General features: G+C 64.5%; 25 protein-coding genes. All 25 read right to left on the reverse strand.

What is annotated here, in order from left to right; genetic code table 11:
* Positions 1-23 precede the first annotated feature (23 nt).
* The gene (locus tag G578_RS0116775) at positions 24-1,040 is read right to left on the reverse strand and encodes a DNA-directed RNA polymerase subunit alpha (RefSeq protein WP_028795234.1); all 1,017 of its coding nucleotides are present in this window, start codon (positions 1,038-1,040) and stop codon (positions 24-26) included.
* A 124-nt stretch (positions 1,041-1,164) separates the two neighbouring features.
* On the reverse strand, positions 1,165-1,560 hold the full coding sequence (gene rpsK / locus G578_RS0116780; RefSeq protein ID WP_028795235.1) for a 30S ribosomal protein S11: 396 nt from the start codon (positions 1,558-1,560) through the stop codon (positions 1,165-1,167).
* Between the two features lie 75 nt (positions 1,561-1,635).
* Positions 1,636-2,004 (reverse strand): 30S ribosomal protein S13, encoded by a 369-nt coding sequence (rpsM, locus tag G578_RS0116785; RefSeq protein WP_028795236.1) that lies wholly within the window; start codon positions 2,002-2,004, stop codon positions 1,636-1,638.
* A 228-nt stretch (positions 2,005-2,232) separates the two neighbouring features.
* Positions 2,233-2,796, reverse strand: coding sequence for an adenylate kinase (locus tag G578_RS0116790; RefSeq protein ID WP_028795237.1), 564 nt, complete (start codon positions 2,794-2,796; stop codon positions 2,233-2,235).
* Entirely contained in the window at positions 2,793-4,142 is a 1,350-nt protein-coding gene (gene secY / locus G578_RS0116795; protein WP_028795238.1) for a preprotein translocase subunit SecY, read from the reverse strand. Before secY ends, G578_RS0116790 begins: the two co-directional genes overlap by 4 nt.
* 72 nt (positions 4,143-4,214) lie before the next feature.
* Complete coding sequence (gene rplO / locus G578_RS0116800) at positions 4,215-4,703, reverse strand: 50S ribosomal protein L15 (protein ID WP_028795239.1); 489 nt, start codon at positions 4,701-4,703, stop codon at positions 4,215-4,217.
* Between the two features lie 72 nt (positions 4,704-4,775).
* A complete protein-coding gene (rpmD, locus tag G578_RS0116805; RefSeq protein WP_028795240.1) occupies positions 4,776-4,967 on the reverse strand; it encodes a 50S ribosomal protein L30 in 192 nt (63 codons plus the stop codon).
* A gap of 14 nt (positions 4,968-4,981) precedes the next feature.
* Complete coding sequence (gene rpsE / locus G578_RS0116810) at positions 4,982-5,554, reverse strand: 30S ribosomal protein S5 (protein WP_028795241.1); 573 nt, start codon at positions 5,552-5,554, stop codon at positions 4,982-4,984.
* A 13-nt stretch (positions 5,555-5,567) separates the two neighbouring features.
* Positions 5,568-5,930: a 50S ribosomal protein L18 gene (gene rplR, locus G578_RS0116815; RefSeq protein ID WP_028795242.1), complete on the reverse strand. Its 363-nt coding sequence runs from the start codon at positions 5,928-5,930 to the stop codon at positions 5,568-5,570.
* A 10-nt stretch (positions 5,931-5,940) separates the two neighbouring features.
* A complete protein-coding gene (gene rplF / locus G578_RS0116820; RefSeq protein WP_028795243.1) occupies positions 5,941-6,474 on the reverse strand; it encodes a 50S ribosomal protein L6 in 534 nt (177 codons plus the stop codon).
* 12 nt (positions 6,475-6,486) lie between these two features.
* Complete coding sequence (gene rpsH / locus G578_RS0116825; protein WP_028795244.1) at positions 6,487-6,885, reverse strand: 30S ribosomal protein S8; 399 nt, start codon at positions 6,883-6,885, stop codon at positions 6,487-6,489.
* Between the two features lie 15 nt (positions 6,886-6,900).
* The gene (gene rpsN, locus G578_RS0116830; RefSeq protein ID WP_028795245.1) at positions 6,901-7,206 is read right to left on the reverse strand and encodes a 30S ribosomal protein S14; all 306 of its coding nucleotides are present in this window, start codon (positions 7,204-7,206) and stop codon (positions 6,901-6,903) included.
* Between the two features lie 18 nt (positions 7,207-7,224).
* Positions 7,225-7,764 carry a 50S ribosomal protein L5 gene (rplE, locus tag G578_RS0116835; protein ID WP_028795246.1) on the reverse strand — a complete coding sequence of 180 codons (540 nt, stop codon included), beginning with the start codon at positions 7,762-7,764 and terminating at the stop codon, positions 7,225-7,227.
* A gap of 6 nt (positions 7,765-7,770) precedes the next feature.
* Positions 7,771-8,103, reverse strand: a complete 333-nt coding sequence (gene rplX / locus G578_RS0116840; protein WP_038015146.1) for a 50S ribosomal protein L24 — start codon at positions 8,101-8,103, stop codon at positions 7,771-7,773.
* Positions 8,100-8,468 (reverse strand): 50S ribosomal protein L14, encoded by a 369-nt coding sequence (gene rplN / locus G578_RS0116845; protein WP_028795248.1) that lies wholly within the window; start codon positions 8,466-8,468, stop codon positions 8,100-8,102. The genes rplX and rplN overlap by 4 nt, the downstream gene beginning before the upstream one ends.
* A 22-nt stretch (positions 8,469-8,490) precedes the next feature.
* Entirely contained in the window at positions 8,491-8,739 is a 249-nt protein-coding gene (gene rpsQ, locus G578_RS0116850) for a 30S ribosomal protein S17 (protein WP_028795249.1), read from the reverse strand.
* 28 nt (positions 8,740-8,767) lie between these two features.
* Positions 8,768-8,980, reverse strand: a complete 213-nt coding sequence (rpmC, locus tag G578_RS0116855; RefSeq protein ID WP_028795250.1) for a 50S ribosomal protein L29 — start codon at positions 8,978-8,980, stop codon at positions 8,768-8,770.
* A gap of 16 nt (positions 8,981-8,996) precedes the next feature.
* Entirely contained in the window at positions 8,997-9,410 is a 414-nt protein-coding gene (gene rplP, locus G578_RS0116860; RefSeq protein ID WP_028795251.1) for a 50S ribosomal protein L16, read from the reverse strand.
* A 24-nt stretch (positions 9,411-9,434) separates the two neighbouring features.
* A complete protein-coding gene (rpsC, locus tag G578_RS0116865) occupies positions 9,435-10,127 on the reverse strand; it encodes a 30S ribosomal protein S3 (RefSeq protein ID WP_028795252.1) in 693 nt (230 codons plus the stop codon).
* Positions 10,127-10,507, reverse strand: coding sequence for a 50S ribosomal protein L22 (gene rplV / locus G578_RS0116870; protein ID WP_038015147.1), 381 nt, complete (start codon positions 10,505-10,507; stop codon positions 10,127-10,129). The genes rpsC and rplV overlap by 1 nt, the downstream gene beginning before the upstream one ends.
* Positions 10,508-10,525: 18 nt before the next feature.
* Positions 10,526-10,801, reverse strand: a complete 276-nt coding sequence (gene rpsS, locus G578_RS0116875) for a 30S ribosomal protein S19 (protein ID WP_028795254.1) — start codon at positions 10,799-10,801, stop codon at positions 10,526-10,528.
* Positions 10,802-10,812: 11 nt separating this feature from the next.
* Positions 10,813-11,637 (reverse strand): 50S ribosomal protein L2, encoded by an 825-nt coding sequence (rplB, locus tag G578_RS0116880; protein WP_028795255.1) that lies wholly within the window; start codon positions 11,635-11,637, stop codon positions 10,813-10,815.
* A 4-nt stretch (positions 11,638-11,641) separates the two neighbouring features.
* Complete coding sequence (locus G578_RS0116885; RefSeq protein ID WP_051244947.1) at positions 11,642-11,971, reverse strand: 50S ribosomal protein L23; 330 nt, start codon at positions 11,969-11,971, stop codon at positions 11,642-11,644.
* On the reverse strand, positions 11,968-12,588 hold the full coding sequence (gene rplD, locus G578_RS0116890; protein ID WP_028795257.1) for a 50S ribosomal protein L4: 621 nt from the start codon (positions 12,586-12,588) through the stop codon (positions 11,968-11,970). Before rplD ends, G578_RS0116885 begins: the two co-directional genes overlap by 4 nt.
* A 4-nt stretch (positions 12,589-12,592) precedes the next feature.
* Positions 12,593-13,417 carry a 50S ribosomal protein L3 gene (gene rplC, locus G578_RS0116895; protein WP_028795258.1) on the reverse strand — a complete coding sequence of 275 codons (825 nt, stop codon included), beginning with the start codon at positions 13,415-13,417 and terminating at the stop codon, positions 12,593-12,595.
* Positions 13,418-13,421: the final 4 nt, after the last annotated feature.

Raw genomic sequence — 13,421 nt, forward strand, 5'->3', positions numbered from 1 at the left:
CGCCTGGCTTCTAAGGACGCGCCTTAGAACGGCTCTTCCAGACGCTTGGCCAGTTCCTCGATGTTTTCCGGCGGCCAATTGGTGATTTCCATACCGAGCGACAGCCCCATCGAGGCCAGCACTTCCTTGATCTCGTTCAGCGACTTGCGGCCGAAGTTCGGGGTCCGAAGCATCTCCGGCTCGGTCTTCTGCACCAGATCGCCGATATAGACGATGTTGTCGTTCTTCAGGCAGTTCGCCGAGCGGACCGAGAGCTCGAGCTCGTCGACCTTGCGCAGCAGGTTCTTGTTGAACGGCAGATCGTGGGTCTCTTCCTCGGCGCCGCGCTGGGTCGGCTCCTCGAAATTGATGAACAGCTGCAACTGGTCCTGCAGGATGCGGGCGGCGTAGGCCACCGAGTCATCCGGGGTCAGCGAGCCGTCGGTCTCCACGGTGATCGACAGCTTGTCGTAGTCCGTGACCTGGCCGACGCGGGTGTTCTCCACCTTGTAGGCGACCTGGCGCACCGGGCTGAAGATGGCATCGACCGGGATCAGGCCGATCGGCGCGTCTTCCGGACGGTTGGCCGAGGCCGGGACATAGCCCTTGCCGGTCTCCACCGTCAGCTCCATCGAGAGGGTCGCGTCGCGATCCAGGGTGCAGATCACGTGCTCCGGATTCATGATCTCGATGTCCGAGACGGTCTCGATCTGACCGGCGGTCACCTCGCCCGGGCCTTCGGCCTTCAGGCGCATCTTCTTCGGGCCTTCGCCATGCATGCGGATGGCGACAGCCTTGATGTTCAGCACGATGTCGGTCACGTCCTCGCGGACGCCCGGCACGCTGGAGAACTCGTGTAGCACGCCGTCGATCTGGATCGCGGTCACCGCGGCGCCCTGGAGGGACGACAGCAGGACGCGGCGCAGCGCGTTGCCGAGCGTCAGGCCGAACCCGCGCTCCAGCGGCTCAGCAACGATGGTCGCCTTGCGCTTGGGGTCGTAGCCCGACTGGACATCGAGCTTGTTCGGCTTAATCAACGTCTGCCAGTTCTTTTGGATCACGGCTAAACCCTTCTTCTAGAACGGCGATCCCGTCGGGCTACCGGACCAGGTCCGGCGGCGGCCGACGGGGCTCGTATTCTTCGGATCCCGGAAATTCGGAACCCCGGCACCTCGGAAGGCGCGTTTAGACCCGGCGGCGCTTGCGCGGACGGCACCCGTTGTGCGGGATCGGCGTCACGTCGCGGATCGACATCACCTGGAAGCCGACCGACTGCAGCGCGCGCAGGGCCGACTCGCGGCCCGAACCCGGCCCGCAGACCTCAACCTCCAGGGTCTTCATCCCGTGCTCGGCGGCCTTGCGGCCCGCGTCCTCGGCCGCAACCTGTGCGGCGTACGGGGTCGACTTGCGCGAGCCCTTGAAACCCATGTGACCAGCCGACGACCAGGAAATGGCATTGCCCTGGGCATCGGTAATGGTGATCATGGTGTTGTTGAACGACGCGTTCACATGCGCGACGCCCGAGGTGATGTTCTTCTTTTCGCGGCGGCGAACACGCCCTTGCGTCGGTTGCTTTGCCATCGTCTTCCGTCTCCTGATCCGACCCGGCGACGACCCGCCAAGGCTGGCGTGCCGACGGGTGTCGCTGCTAGGTCGTTACTTCTTCTTACCGGCGATCGCCTTGGCAGGGCCCTTACGGGTCCGGGCGTTCGTGTGGGTACGCTGACCGCGGACCGGAAGGCCCTTACGGTGACGCAGCCCGCGATAGCAGCCGAGATCCATCAGCCGCTTAATGCTCATCGAGGTCTGGCGGCGCAGATCGCCTTCGACCACCAGATCGGTGTCGATGGTCTCGCGCAGCCGGGACAGCTCGTCCTCGGTCATCTCATGAACCCGCCGCTCCGCGGGGATGCCGACCACCGAACACAGCTTCGCGGCCGTCGTCGGCCCGATACCGTGAATGTAGGTCAACGCGACAACGACGCGTTTCTGCGTCGGGATGTTCACACCAGCGATGCGCGCCACGCCTGTTCTCCTCACTCAAGTTCGGGGCGTATAAAACACCAAACGCGCCCCGCACAAGGAGCCATTGGCTCCTCGTCGGCCCGCGCAAGAAAATCCGCTAATCAGGGGCGCGGATTATAGTCGCACACGGTCCGAAGTCAATGTCCCAAACCCGAAGAACCGCCCCTACGCGGTCCACCGGGTCTGCCTCAGTCCTGGCCGCCAGAGGCGGTCCAACTCCGTGCCGCCTCAGGCGGCGAGGATCTTCTCCAGATCCCTGGTCACGTCGTCCATCGGCTTCATGCCGTCGACGGTCTTCAAGGCGCCCTTCCCCTGGTAGTGGGGAATGATCGGCGCGGTCTGGTCGCGGTAGACATCCATGCGCTTGCGCAGGGTGTCCTCATTATCGTCGCTGCGGCCTTCCTCGGCCGCGCGCTTCAGGATGCGGTCGATCATCCGCTCCTCGTCGACCCGGAACTCGATCACGTGGTCGATCTTCAGGCCCTTCTCCGCCAGCATCTCGTCCAGCGCCTTGGCCTGGGCGACGTTGCGCGGGAAACCGTCGAGGATGAACCCCTTCGCGCAGTCCGGCTCCTCGACCCGCTCGGAGATCATCCGGACGATGATGTCGTCGGACACCAGCTGGCCGGCATCCATGACGGCCTTGGCTTCCTGGCCGATCTCGGAGCCCGAGGCGACCGCGGCGCGGAGCATGTCACCGGTGGACAGCTGCTTGACGCCGAACTTCTCTTCGAGGCGTTTCGCCTGGGTGCCCTTGCCCGCGCCCGGCGGACCCAAAAGGATCAGGTTCATCCGCGTCTCCCCCGGATCTTCGATTTTTTGATCAGTCCTTCGTACTGATGCGCCAGCAGATGGGACTGAATTTGGGTGACCGTGTCCATCGTGACCGTACAGACGATCAGCAGGCTGGTGCCGCCGAAATAGAACGGCACGGAGAGTTGGCTGATCAGGATTTCCGGCAACACGCAGACGAAGGCCAGGTAGGCGGCACCGATCACGGTGAGACGGGTCAGCACGAAATCCAGATAGTCGGCGGTGTTCTTGCCGGGCCGGATGCCGGGCACGAAGCCGCCGTACTTGCGCAGATTCTCGGCCGTCTCCTGCGGATTGAAGACGATGGCCGTGTAGAAGAACGCGAAGAACACGATCAGCGCGATATACATGGCGATGTACAGCGGCTGGCCGTGGCCGAGCAGCACCGTGATCTGGGTCAGCCACTCCGGTCCGCCACCGCCGGCGGAGAAGCTGGCGACCGTGATCGGCATCAGCAGCAGCGAGCTGGCGAAGATCGGCGGGATCACGCCCGACACGTTGATCTTCAGCGGCAGGTGCGAGCTCTCGCCGCCGGTCATGCGGTTGCCGACCTGGCGCTTGGGATACTGCACCAGGATCCGCCGCTGAGACCGCTCGATGAAACAGATGAAGGCGATCACCGCCACCGCCATCAGCAGCAGCAGCGGGATGACGATCGCAGGCAGCGCGCCGGTGCGGCCGAGCTCGAACAGGCTGGCCAGGGCCGACGGCAGGTTCGCGACGATGCCGGAGAAGATGATCAGCGAGATACCGTTGCCGATACCGCGGGCGGTGATCTGCTCGCCCAGCCACATCAGGAAGATCGTTCCGCCGACCAGCGTGATCACGGTGGTCGCGCGGAAGAACGCGCCCGGATCGAGAACCGCGGTGGTCCCGCCCGGCCCCGGCAGCGACTCCAGCCCCACGGCGATGCCATAGGCCTGGAACGACGCCAGAACGACGGTCAGGTAGCGGGTGTACTGATTGATCTTCTTGCGCCCGGTCTCGCCCTCCTTCTTGAGGGCCTCCAGGTTCGGGCTCACCGCCGTCATCAGCTGCATGATAATCGCAGCCGAGATGTACGGCATGATGTTCAGCGCGAAGATCGTCATGCGGCCGAGGGCGCCGCCGGAGAACATGTTGAAGATGTCCAGCACGCCGCCCTGGGTCTGCTGGAAGATCTCGTTCAGGACTCCGGGATCGATTCCGGGCACCGGAATGTAGGTACCGAGCCGATACACGATGAGCGCACCCAGCGTGAACCAGATGCGCTTCTTGAGCTCGGTCGCCTTGGAGAAGGCCCCGAGGTTCATCTGCGAGGCGAGTTGGTCGGCACCAGTGGCCATGACTTCGTCCTAGCGTCTGAGGCTTAGCCCGGCACCCGGCATCCGCCGGGACCGGGCACACAGACCGGCAGCTTAGGCCGCCGTCTCTTCCGCCTTCTGGGCGATGCGCGTGGTGATCGAACCGCCGGCCTTCTCGACCGCCGCGACGGCAGCCTTGGAAGCGGCAGCGACACTGACCTCGACCTTGGAGGTCAGCTCACCCTTGGCGAGGAGCCGCACACCGTCCTTGGCGTTGTCGGCGAGGCCGGCCGCCTTCAGCGCCGCCTCGTCGATCACCTTGGAGGCGTCGATCTTGCCGGCGTCGATCGCGGCCTGCATGCGGCCCACATTCACGGCGTCGAAACGCTTGGTGAAGTTGTGGTTGTTGAAGCCGCGCTTCGGCAGGCGCCGATAGATCGGCATCTGGCCGCCTTCGAAGCCGTTGATGGCAACACCGCTGCGCGCCTTCTGACCCTTGTGGCCCATGCCGCTGGTCTTGCCCGTGCCCGACCCGGTACCGCGGCCGATGCGCTTGCGCGCCTTGGTCGCGCCGTCGTTGTCTTTCAGCTCGTTCAATCGCATCGTTCAGTCCTCGTCTGCGCATCCGGGGCGGCCGCGATCGGGGAGTGAACCCCGGGCCGCGCGACCGGTTGATTACGCCTGGTCGACGACCTCGACCAGGTGCTTAACCTTGTGGATCATGCCACGCACGGCCGGCGTATCCTCGAGCGTGCGCTCGCGGTTCAGCTTGCCGAGGCCGAGGCCCGTCAGCGTCGCGATCTGATCCTTCTTCCGGCCCAGACCGCTGCGGACCTGACGCACGGTGACAGTCGCATTCTTCGCCATCATCAGTCTCCCGATTACTCAGCGCTGGCGGCTTCCGCCGCGTCGCCCTGGCTGTCGCGACCGAAGATCTCAGCCACCTTCTTGCCGCGCTTGGCAGCGATCGACCGCGGCGCATGCACGTTGCGCAGGGCCTCGAAGGTCGCCTTGATCATGTTGTGCGGGTTCGAGGTGCCGATCGACTTCGCCACCACGTCCTGCACACCGAGCGCTTCGAAGATGGCGCGCATCGGACCGCCGGCGATGATTCCGGTACCGGCCGGAGCCGCCCGCAGGGTCACGCGACCCGCGCCGAAACGACCGCTGATGTCGTGGTGCAGGGTCCGGCCCTCGCGCAGCGGCACCCGGATCATCGAGCGCTTGGCCTGCTCGGTGGCCTTGCGGATCGCTTCCGGAACCTCGCGCGCCTTGCCGGCACCATGACCAACGCGACCGCGCTGGTCGCCGACGATCACGATCGCCGCGAAGCCGAACCGGCGGCCGCCCTTGACCACCTTGGCCACGCGGTTGATGCCGACCAGCTTCTCGATCAGATCGCTGTCTTCGCGATCGCGACCCTGGTTGCGGTCCTGCCTGTCCTGACGTGCCATGTCTTGGCCCCTCTTAGAACTTCAGGCCGGCTTCGCGCGCCGCATCAGCAAGCGCCTTCACCCGACCGTGATAGATATAGCCGCCGCGGTCGAACACCACGTCGCTGAGCCCCTTCTCGATGGCGCGCGACGCCACAAGCTTGCCGACCGCCTCGGCCGCCGCCTTGTCGGCACCGGTCTTCAGCCCGCTCTTCAGTTCCTTGTCGAGCGACGAGGCTGACGCAAGCGTGACACCACCGACATCGTCGATGACCTGGGCGTAGATATGCTTGGACGACCGGAACACCGACAACCGCGGGCGACCGGCCGCCTTGCGCCGAAGCTGCGCACGGCTGCGCATCTGGCGGCGCTTGAACAGATCCTTGGACGAAAGCATCGCCGAACTCCTACTTCTTCTTACCTTCCTTACGAAGGATAATCTCGTTCGCGTACTTGACGCCCTTGCCCTTAAACGGCTCCGGCGGACGGAACGCGCGGATCTCGGCAGCAAGCTGACCGACCCGTTGCTTGTCCGAACCGCTGATGGTGATCGCCGTCGGGCGCTCGCAGTTCATCGTGATCCCCTCGGGGATCGGGAAGCGAACCGGATGGCTGAAGCCGAGGGCCAGCACCAGGTCCTTACCTTCGATCGCGGCACGGTAACCGACGCCGTTGATCTCCAGGTTGACCGTGAAGCCCGTCGACACGCCGGTGACGATGTTATTCACCAGCGCGCGGGTGGTGCCCCACATGGCGCGCGACTTCTTGGACTCGCGCTTCGGCGTGACCTTGATGACGTTATCTTGATGGACGACGTCAACCTCCGCCGAGATCGGGGCGGACAGCTCACCGAGCTTGCCCTTCGCCTTGATCTCGTCGTTGGCGATCTCGATCGTCACACCGTCCGGAACGGCGACCGGATATTTACCGACACGTGACATCATCGCCTCCGATCAGAATACCTGACACAGGACTTCGCCGCCGACATTGGCCGCACGGGCCTCGTTGTCGGACATGACGCCGCGCGGGGTCGACAGGATCGCAATCCCGAGACCGTTATAGACGCGCGGAAGGTCCTTGATCTTGGAGTAGACCCGACGACCCGGCGTGGAGACCCGCTTGATCTCCTTGATGACCGGCTCGCCTTCGGAATACTTCAACTCGATCTTGATTTCCGCCACACCGGCGCGGACGTCATCCTGCGAGAAACCGCGGATATAACCCTCGCGCTGCAGCACCTCGAGCACATTCGCCCGCAGACGCGACGCCGGGCTAGATACGACCGACTTGCGTGCGCTCTGACCGTTGCGGATGCGGGTCAGCATATCCCCGAGAGGATCGCTCATCGACATTTGCCGACCTCCCTCTTACCAGCTCGACTTGACCAGGCCCGGAATCTGGCCCGTAGAGCCGAGATCCCGCAGCGCGATCCGCGAAAGCTTGAACTTGCGATAGACGCCGCGCGGGCGCCCGGTGAGTTCGCAACGGTTGCGAATGCGTTCCTTCGCTCCGTTCTTCGGAAGCTGCTGCATCTTGAGCTGCGCAGCGAAACGTTCCTCGATCGGCAGCGACCGGTCCATCGCAGTCGCCTTCAGGCGCGCGCGCTTGGCGGCCTGCTGGCTCTGCAGCTTGCGACGGGCGTTGTTCTTCTCAACAGCGCTCTTCTTAGCCATGTCGTCCTCCGACCTCGATCAATTGACGAACGGAAACTGGAAGCGCTTGAGCAGTTCGCGCGCTTCGTCGTCCGTCTTCGCCGTGGTCACCACGATGATGTCCATGCCCCGGATGTTGTCGACCTTGTCGTAGTCGATTTCCGGAAACACGATCTGCTCCTTGATGCCCATGGAGTAGTTGCCACGGCCGTCAAAGCTCTTCGGGTTCAGCCCACGGAAGTCACGCACCCGCGGGAGCGCGATGTTCACCAGGCGATCCAGGAACTCGTACATCCGCTCGCGGCGCAGGGTCACCTTCACGCCGATCGGCATGCCCTCTCGCAGCTTGAAGCCGGCGATCGACTTCTTGGCGCGGGTCACGACCGGCTTCTGGCCGGTGATCCGGGTCATCTCGTCGAGAGCCGACTGGATCTTCTTGCTGTCGCCAACCGCTTCACCGACGCCCATGTTCAGGACGACCTTGGTGAGCTCCGGAACCTCGTGCACGTTCGAGTAGCCGAACGAGGACTGCAGATCCGGGCGGATCGACTTGGTATATTCTTCGTACAAACGAGCCATCTTGCCTTACCTCGCCGCCGAGTCAGCGTCGATCACGTCGCCGGAGCGCTTCGCGACACGGACCTTCTTGCCGTCGCGCTCCTCGAAACGAACGCGGGTCGCTTCGCCGGACTTCGGATCCACGTGCATCACGTTGGACAGATCCAGAGCCGCCTCGCGCTCGACGATCCCGCCCTGAGTGGTCTGGCTCGGACGCGTGTGGCGCTTGATCATGTTCACGCCCTGGACAACCACACGGTTCTCCGAGGGGATCACGCGCAGAACTTCGCCCTGCTTGCCCTTGTCGCGGCCGGTGGTGACGATCACCCGGTCGCCCTTCTTAACGCGCGCGGCCATCACAACACCTCCGGAGCGAGCGAAATGATCTTCATGAACCTCTTCGCACGCAGTTCGCGGGTCACCGGGCCGAAGATACGCGTTCCGATCGGCTCGCCCTGCTTGTTGATCAGCACGGCGGCGTTGGTGTCGAACCGGATCGCGGTCCCGTCCTGGCGGCGGATTTCCTTGGCCGTGCGAACGATGACGGCGCGATGCACGTCACCCTTCTTCACGCGGCCCCGCGGAATAGCCTCCTTCACGGACACCACGATGACATCGCCGACCGAAGCGACCTTGCGCTTCGAGCCACCGAGCACCTTGATGCACTGCACCCGTCGAGCGCCGGAATTGTCCGCGACGTCGAGGTTCGTCTGCATCTGAATCATGACCTGTCCTCCTAGGTCCGGGTCACGCGCCGGCCGCGACGTCGTCGTAGACGACCGCGAACCGCTTGTTTTTCGAAACCGGCGCGCACTCGATGATGCGCACCGTGTCGCCCTGCTTGAACCGGTTCTCAGGATCGTGTGCCGAGAACCGCTTCGAGCGGGTGATGAACTTCTTGTAGAGCGGATGCATGACCCGCCGCTGGACGTTCACGACCACCGTCTTGTCGCCCTTGTCGCTGACGACGGTGCCCTGAAGAACACGCCTCGGCATTGCTTTCTCCTAACCCCTTGACCGGTGCTTACGCCGAAGCCCCGGCGCGGGCCTTCTCGCCCATGATCGTCTTAACCTTCGCGATCTCGCGCCGAACCTGGCGCATCCGATCGGAGTTCTCGAGCTGCCCGTTCGCCCGCTGGAAGCGCAGATTGAACGCCTCCTTGCGCAGCTGCAGCAGCTGGTCCTTCAACTGGTCCGGCGACTTCGTCCGGAGATCCTCGGCAATCTTGTTTGCCATCTTTAACTCCTCCGACTCACTCGCCCAGACGGGTCACGAACCGGGTGTCGACCGGAAGCTTCATGGCGGCGAGGCGGAACGCCTCCTCGGCCAGATCCTTCGGAACACCATCCAGCTCGAACATGATACGGCCCGGCTTCACGCGGCAGACCCAGAACTCCGGAGAGCCCTTACCCTTACCCATGCGAACCTCGGCCGGCTTGCTCGACACCGGCACATCCGGGAAAATCCGGATCCACACGCGGCCGGCGCGGCGGATGTGACGGGTGATCGCACGACGGGCGGCCTCGATCTGACGGGCGGTCACACGCGCGGGCGTGGTCGCCTTCAGACCGTAGGCGCCGAAGTTCAGCGCCGTCCCACCCTTGGCCAGGCCATGGATGCGGCCCTTATGGGCCTTACGGAACTTTGTGCGCTTCGGGGACAGCATCTGTCTTCTCCTCTCAGCGGACGGTTAGCGACGATCGCCGCCGGAACCCGGCTGCTGCTCGGCCAGGCGCTTATCCTGCGCCATCGGGTCATGTGCCAGGACTTCGCCCTTGAACACCCAGACTTTCACGCCGCAGGTGCCGTAGGTGGTGAAGCCGGTGGCCTCGCCGTAATCGATGTCGGCACGCAGCGTATGCAGCGGCACGCGGCCCTCGCGGTACCACTCGGTGCGCGCGATTTCCGCACCACCGAGACGGCCGCCGCAGTTGATCCGAATGCCGAGCGCGCCCAGGCGCATGGCAGACTGAACGGCCCGCTTCATCGCCCGGCGGAACGCAACGCGGCGCTCCAGCTGCTGGGCGATGTTCTCGGCCACGAGCTGGGCGTCGATCTCCGGCTTGCGGATCTCGACGATGTTCAGCGCGACGTCCGTGTTGGTCATCTTCGAGAGGTCCTGACGGAGCTTCTCGATATCCGTGCCCTTCTTGCCGATCACCACGCCCGGACGCGCCGAGTAGATGGTGATGCGCGCACGCTTGGCCGGACGCTCGATGACGATGCGGCTCACACCGGCCTGACGCAGACGCTTGGTCAGATACTGGCGCAGCTTGATGTCCTGGTGCAGCAGATCGGCATAGCCCTTGCCCGCGAACCAGCGCGAGTCCCAAGTGCGGTTGATGCCGAGCCGCAGCCCGATCGGATTGACCTTATTACCCATCAGTCCTGCTCCTCGCGCTCACGCACGACCACGGTGATGTGGGCGAACGGCTTCTCGATCCGACCGACCCGACCCCGGGCGCGCGGACGGAAGCGCTTCATCGTGATGCTCTTGCCGACAAAGGCCTCCTTGACGAAGAGCCGGTCGACATCGAGCTGGTGGTTGTTCTCGGCGTTCGCGATCGCCGACTCCAGCAGCTTCTTCACGTCGCGCGCGATCCGGCGCTTCGAGAAGGCCAGAGTGGCCAGCGCCTTGTCGGCCCGCTGACCGCGGATCATCTGGGCGACGAGATTCAGCTTCTGCGGGCTGACGCGCAGATTGCGCAGCACAGCCTTCGCTTCGGTATCGTCAAGTCGCCGTTCGGCAGCCTGCTTGCCCATTGCCTGCTCCTCTCAGCCTCAGCGGCGCGACTTCTTGTCGGCCATGTGGCCGTAATAGGTACGCGTCGGCGAAAACTCGCCAAACTTGTGCCCAACCATGTTCTCACTGACGAGAACCGGAACGAATTTATGGCCGTTGTACACGTTGAAGGTCAGGCCGACGAATTGCGGCATGATCGTCGAACGGCGCGACCAGGTCTTAATGATCTCATTGCGACCAGACGCGCGCGACTTTTCGGCCTTCTTCATCAGGTAGCCGTCGACGAACGGTCCCTTCCAAACGGATCGAGCCACCGAACTTCTCCTTACTTCCGGCGCCGGCGAACGATGAGCTTATCGGTCGCCTTGTTGTTGCGCGTCTTCTTGCCCTTGGTCGGCTTGCCCCACGGGGTAACCGGATGACGGCCGCCCGAGGTCCGGCCTTCACCACCGCCATGCGGGTGATCGACCGGGTTCATGGCGACGCCACGAACCGCCGGACGCTTACCCAGCCAGCGATTGCGGCCGGCCTTGCCGATATTGATGTTCTGCTGGTCCGGATTGGACACAGCACCGACGGTCGCCATGCACTCGGACCGCACCATGCGCACTTCGCCGGAGGCCAGGCGCAGCAGGGCGTAGCCGGCGTCACGGCCGACGATCTGAACGTAGGTGCCGGCGGAGCGGGCCAGCTGGCCACCCTTCTCCGGCTTCATCTCGACGTTGTGCACGATCGTGCCGACCGGAATGCTGCGCAGCGGCATGGCATTGCCCGGCTTCACGTCGACCTTATCGCCGGCGACGACCTTGTCGCCGACGCCGAGGCGCTGCGGCGCAAGGATGTAGGCCTGATCTCCGTCCTCATAGGTGATGAGGGCGATGAACGCGGTCCGGTTCGGATCGTACTCAAGACGCTCCACCGTGCCGACCACGTCGAACTTGCGACGCTTGAAGTCGACGATGCGGTAGGTCCGCTTGTGACCGCCGCCCCGCCGGCGCGTGGTGATGCGCCCGGTGTTGTTGCGGCCGGCCTTCTTCGTCAGGCCTTCGGTGAGCTTCTTGACCGGCTTGCCGGACCACAGCTCCGTGCGGTCGACGATGACCAGCTGGCGCTGCGACGGGGTCGTCGGATTAAAGGACTTCAAAGCCATGGGTTCACACCCCCGCCATCAGGTCGATCGTCTGGCCCTCGGCGAGCGTGACGACGGCCTTCTTGTAGTCGGAACGACGGCCCGGACGGCCCCGGAACCGCTTGGTCTTGCCTTTGACCAGAAGCGTGTTCACCGCGGTCACCTTCACGTCGAACAGGCGCTCGATGGCCTGCTTGATCTCCGGCTTCGCCGCGTTGACCGGGACCTCGAAGGTCACCTGGCCGAACTCGGACCCACGGGTCGACTTCTCAGTCACGATCGGACGGCGGATCAGTTCGTAGGCCCGCTCGTCGCTGACCTTGCCCGCCTTCGGCTTGTAAGGACGGATGCTCATTTCAGGCGCGCCTCCAGCTGCTCAACCGCACCCTTGGTCAGGACCAGAGTGTCGCGGCGGAGAATGTCGTAGACGTTGGCGCCCTGCTGCGGCAGCAGATCCACCAGAGGAATATTGCGGGCCGCGCGGGCGAAGTTCTCGTTCACCGCGTCGCCGTCGATCACCAGGACCGACGACCAGCCGAGCTTCTTGAACTTCTCGGCCAGCGCCTTGGTCTTCGGCTCGGCGGCGGCCGCCTCGTCGATGATGATCAGCTGACCGGCCTTCGCCTTGGCCGACAGCGCGGTCTTCAGACCGAGCTTGCGGAACTTCTTGGTCAGATCGTGGGCGTGGTCGCGCACGACCGGGCCATGAACAGTCTGACCGCCGCGGTACTGGGTCGCCCGAAGCGAGCCGGCACGCGCACGGCCGGTACCCTTCTGACGGAACGGCTTCTTCGTGGTCCCGGAGATCTCGGAGATCGTCTTGACCTTGTGGTTGCCGCCGCGGCGCTTGGCAAGCTGCCAGTTCACCATGCGGGCCAGGATGTCCTGGCGCGGGTCGAGACCGAAGATCGCATCGTCGAGATCGATCTCGCCGGTCTTCTCCGCGTCGAGGTTGGTGACGTCAATCTTCATGACCTCAGTCCTTCTTCTCGGCGTCGTCGGCCGGCGCGTCCGGAACGGCGCCGCCCTCGGCGACGGTCGGATCGGCGGCGTCGCCCATGGCCTCGGAGGCCTGCTCGAACAGGGCGGCACCCGCCTCTTCCTCGCTCACGGCCTCGTCGGCGACGGCTTCCTTCAGCGCGGCCGGATACGGCGCGCCGTCCGGCAAGCCACCCTTCACGGCGTCGCGAACGAGCACCCAGCCGCCCTCGGAACCCGGCACGGAGCCGCGCACGAGGATGAGGCCACGCGCCGGATCGGTCGCAACGACGGTCAGGTTCTGGGTGGTGACGCGCTCGTCGCCCATGTGACCCGCCATCTTCTTGCCTTTGAAGACGCGGCCCGGATCCTGGTTGTTACCGGTGGAACCGTGCGAGCGGTGCGACAGCGACACGCCGTGCGAGGCCCGCAGACCACCGAAATTGTGCCGCTTCATGACACCGGCGAAGCCCTTACCGATGGACGTTCCCGTCACATCGACCTTCTGGCCGGCGATGAAGTGGTCGGCCGACAGCTCCGCGCCGACCTCGATCAGCGCGTCGTCGGCCACACGGAACTCGACGACCTTGCGCTTCGGCTCGACCTTCGCCTTGGCGAAGTGACCGCGCATCGGCTGCGTGGTGCGCTTCACCTTGCGCAGTCCGGCCCCGAGCTGCACCGCGGTGTAGCCGTCCTTCTCCTGGGTCCGCTGAGCGACAACCTGGCAGCTGTCGACCTTCAGCACGGTGACCGGAACGTGCGCACCTTCTTCGGTGAACACGCGGGTCATCCCGACCTTCTGAGCGATCAATCCTGAACGCATCGTT

Source organism: Thalassobaculum salexigens DSM 19539, from assembly GCF_000423805.1.
Classification (GTDB): Bacteria; Pseudomonadota; Alphaproteobacteria; order Thalassobaculales; family Thalassobaculaceae; genus Thalassobaculum; species Thalassobaculum litoreum.

Excerpts from the sequence above, each read along its gene's own strand:
- rpsK (WP_028795235.1), bottom strand. The coding sequence starts at position 1,560 with ATGGCAAAGCAACCGACGCAAGGGCGTGTTCGCCGCCGCGAAAAGAAG.
- G578_RS0116790 (WP_028795237.1), bottom strand. The coding sequence starts at position 2,796 with ATGAACCTGATCCTTTTGGGTCCGCCGGGCGCGGGCAAGGGCACCCAG.
- secY (WP_028795238.1), bottom strand. The coding sequence starts at position 4,142 with ATGGCCACTGGTGCCGACCAACTCGCCTCGCAGATGAACCTCGGGGCC.
- rplO (WP_028795239.1), bottom strand. The coding sequence starts at position 4,703 with ATGCGATTGAACGAGCTGAAAGACAACGACGGCGCGACCAAGGCGCGC.
- rpmD (WP_028795240.1), bottom strand. The coding sequence starts at position 4,967 with ATGGCGAAGAATGCGACTGTCACCGTGCGTCAGGTCCGCAGCGGTCTG.
- rpsE (WP_028795241.1), bottom strand. The coding sequence starts at position 5,554 with ATGGCACGTCAGGACAGGCAGGACCGCAACCAGGGTCGCGATCGCGAA.
- rplR (WP_028795242.1), bottom strand. The coding sequence starts at position 5,930 with ATGCTTTCGTCCAAGGATCTGTTCAAGCGCCGCCAGATGCGCAGCCGT.
- rplF (WP_028795243.1), bottom strand. The coding sequence starts at position 6,474 with ATGTCACGTGTCGGTAAATATCCGGTCGCCGTTCCGGACGGTGTGACG.
- rpsH (WP_028795244.1), bottom strand. The coding sequence starts at position 6,885 with ATGTCGATGAGCGATCCTCTCGGGGATATGCTGACCCGCATCCGCAAC.
- rpsN (WP_028795245.1), bottom strand. The coding sequence starts at position 7,206 with ATGGCTAAGAAGAGCGCTGTTGAGAAGAACAACGCCCGTCGCAAGCTG.
- rplE (WP_028795246.1), bottom strand. The coding sequence starts at position 7,764 with ATGGCTCGTTTGTACGAAGAATATACCAAGTCGATCCGCCCGGATCTG.
- rplN (WP_028795248.1), bottom strand. The coding sequence starts at position 8,468 with ATGATTCAGATGCAGACGAACCTCGACGTCGCGGACAATTCCGGCGCT.
- rpsQ (WP_028795249.1), bottom strand. The coding sequence starts at position 8,739 with ATGCCGAGGCGTGTTCTTCAGGGCACCGTCGTCAGCGACAAGGGCGAC.
- rpmC (WP_028795250.1), bottom strand. The coding sequence starts at position 8,980 with ATGGCAAACAAGATTGCCGAGGATCTCCGGACGAAGTCGCCGGACCAG.
- rplP (WP_028795251.1), bottom strand. The coding sequence starts at position 9,410 with ATGCTGTCCCCGAAGCGCACAAAGTTCCGTAAGGCCCATAAGGGCCGC.
- rpsC (WP_028795252.1), bottom strand. The coding sequence starts at position 10,127 with ATGGGTAATAAGGTCAATCCGATCGGGCTGCGGCTCGGCATCAACCGC.
- rplV (WP_038015147.1), bottom strand. The coding sequence starts at position 10,507 with ATGGGCAAGCAGGCTGCCGAACGGCGACTTGACGATACCGAAGCGAAG.
- rplB (WP_028795255.1), bottom strand. The coding sequence starts at position 11,637 with ATGGCTTTGAAGTCCTTTAATCCGACGACCCCGTCGCAGCGCCAGCTG.
- G578_RS0116885 (WP_051244947.1), bottom strand. The coding sequence starts at position 11,971 with ATGAGCATCCGTCCTTACAAGCCGAAGGCGGGCAAGGTCAGCGACGAG.
- rplD (WP_028795257.1), bottom strand. The coding sequence starts at position 12,588 with ATGAAGATTGACGTCACCAACCTCGACGCGGAGAAGACCGGCGAGATC.
- rplC (WP_028795258.1), bottom strand. The coding sequence starts at position 13,417 with ATGCGTTCAGGATTGATCGCTCAGAAGGTCGGGATGACCCGCGTGTTC.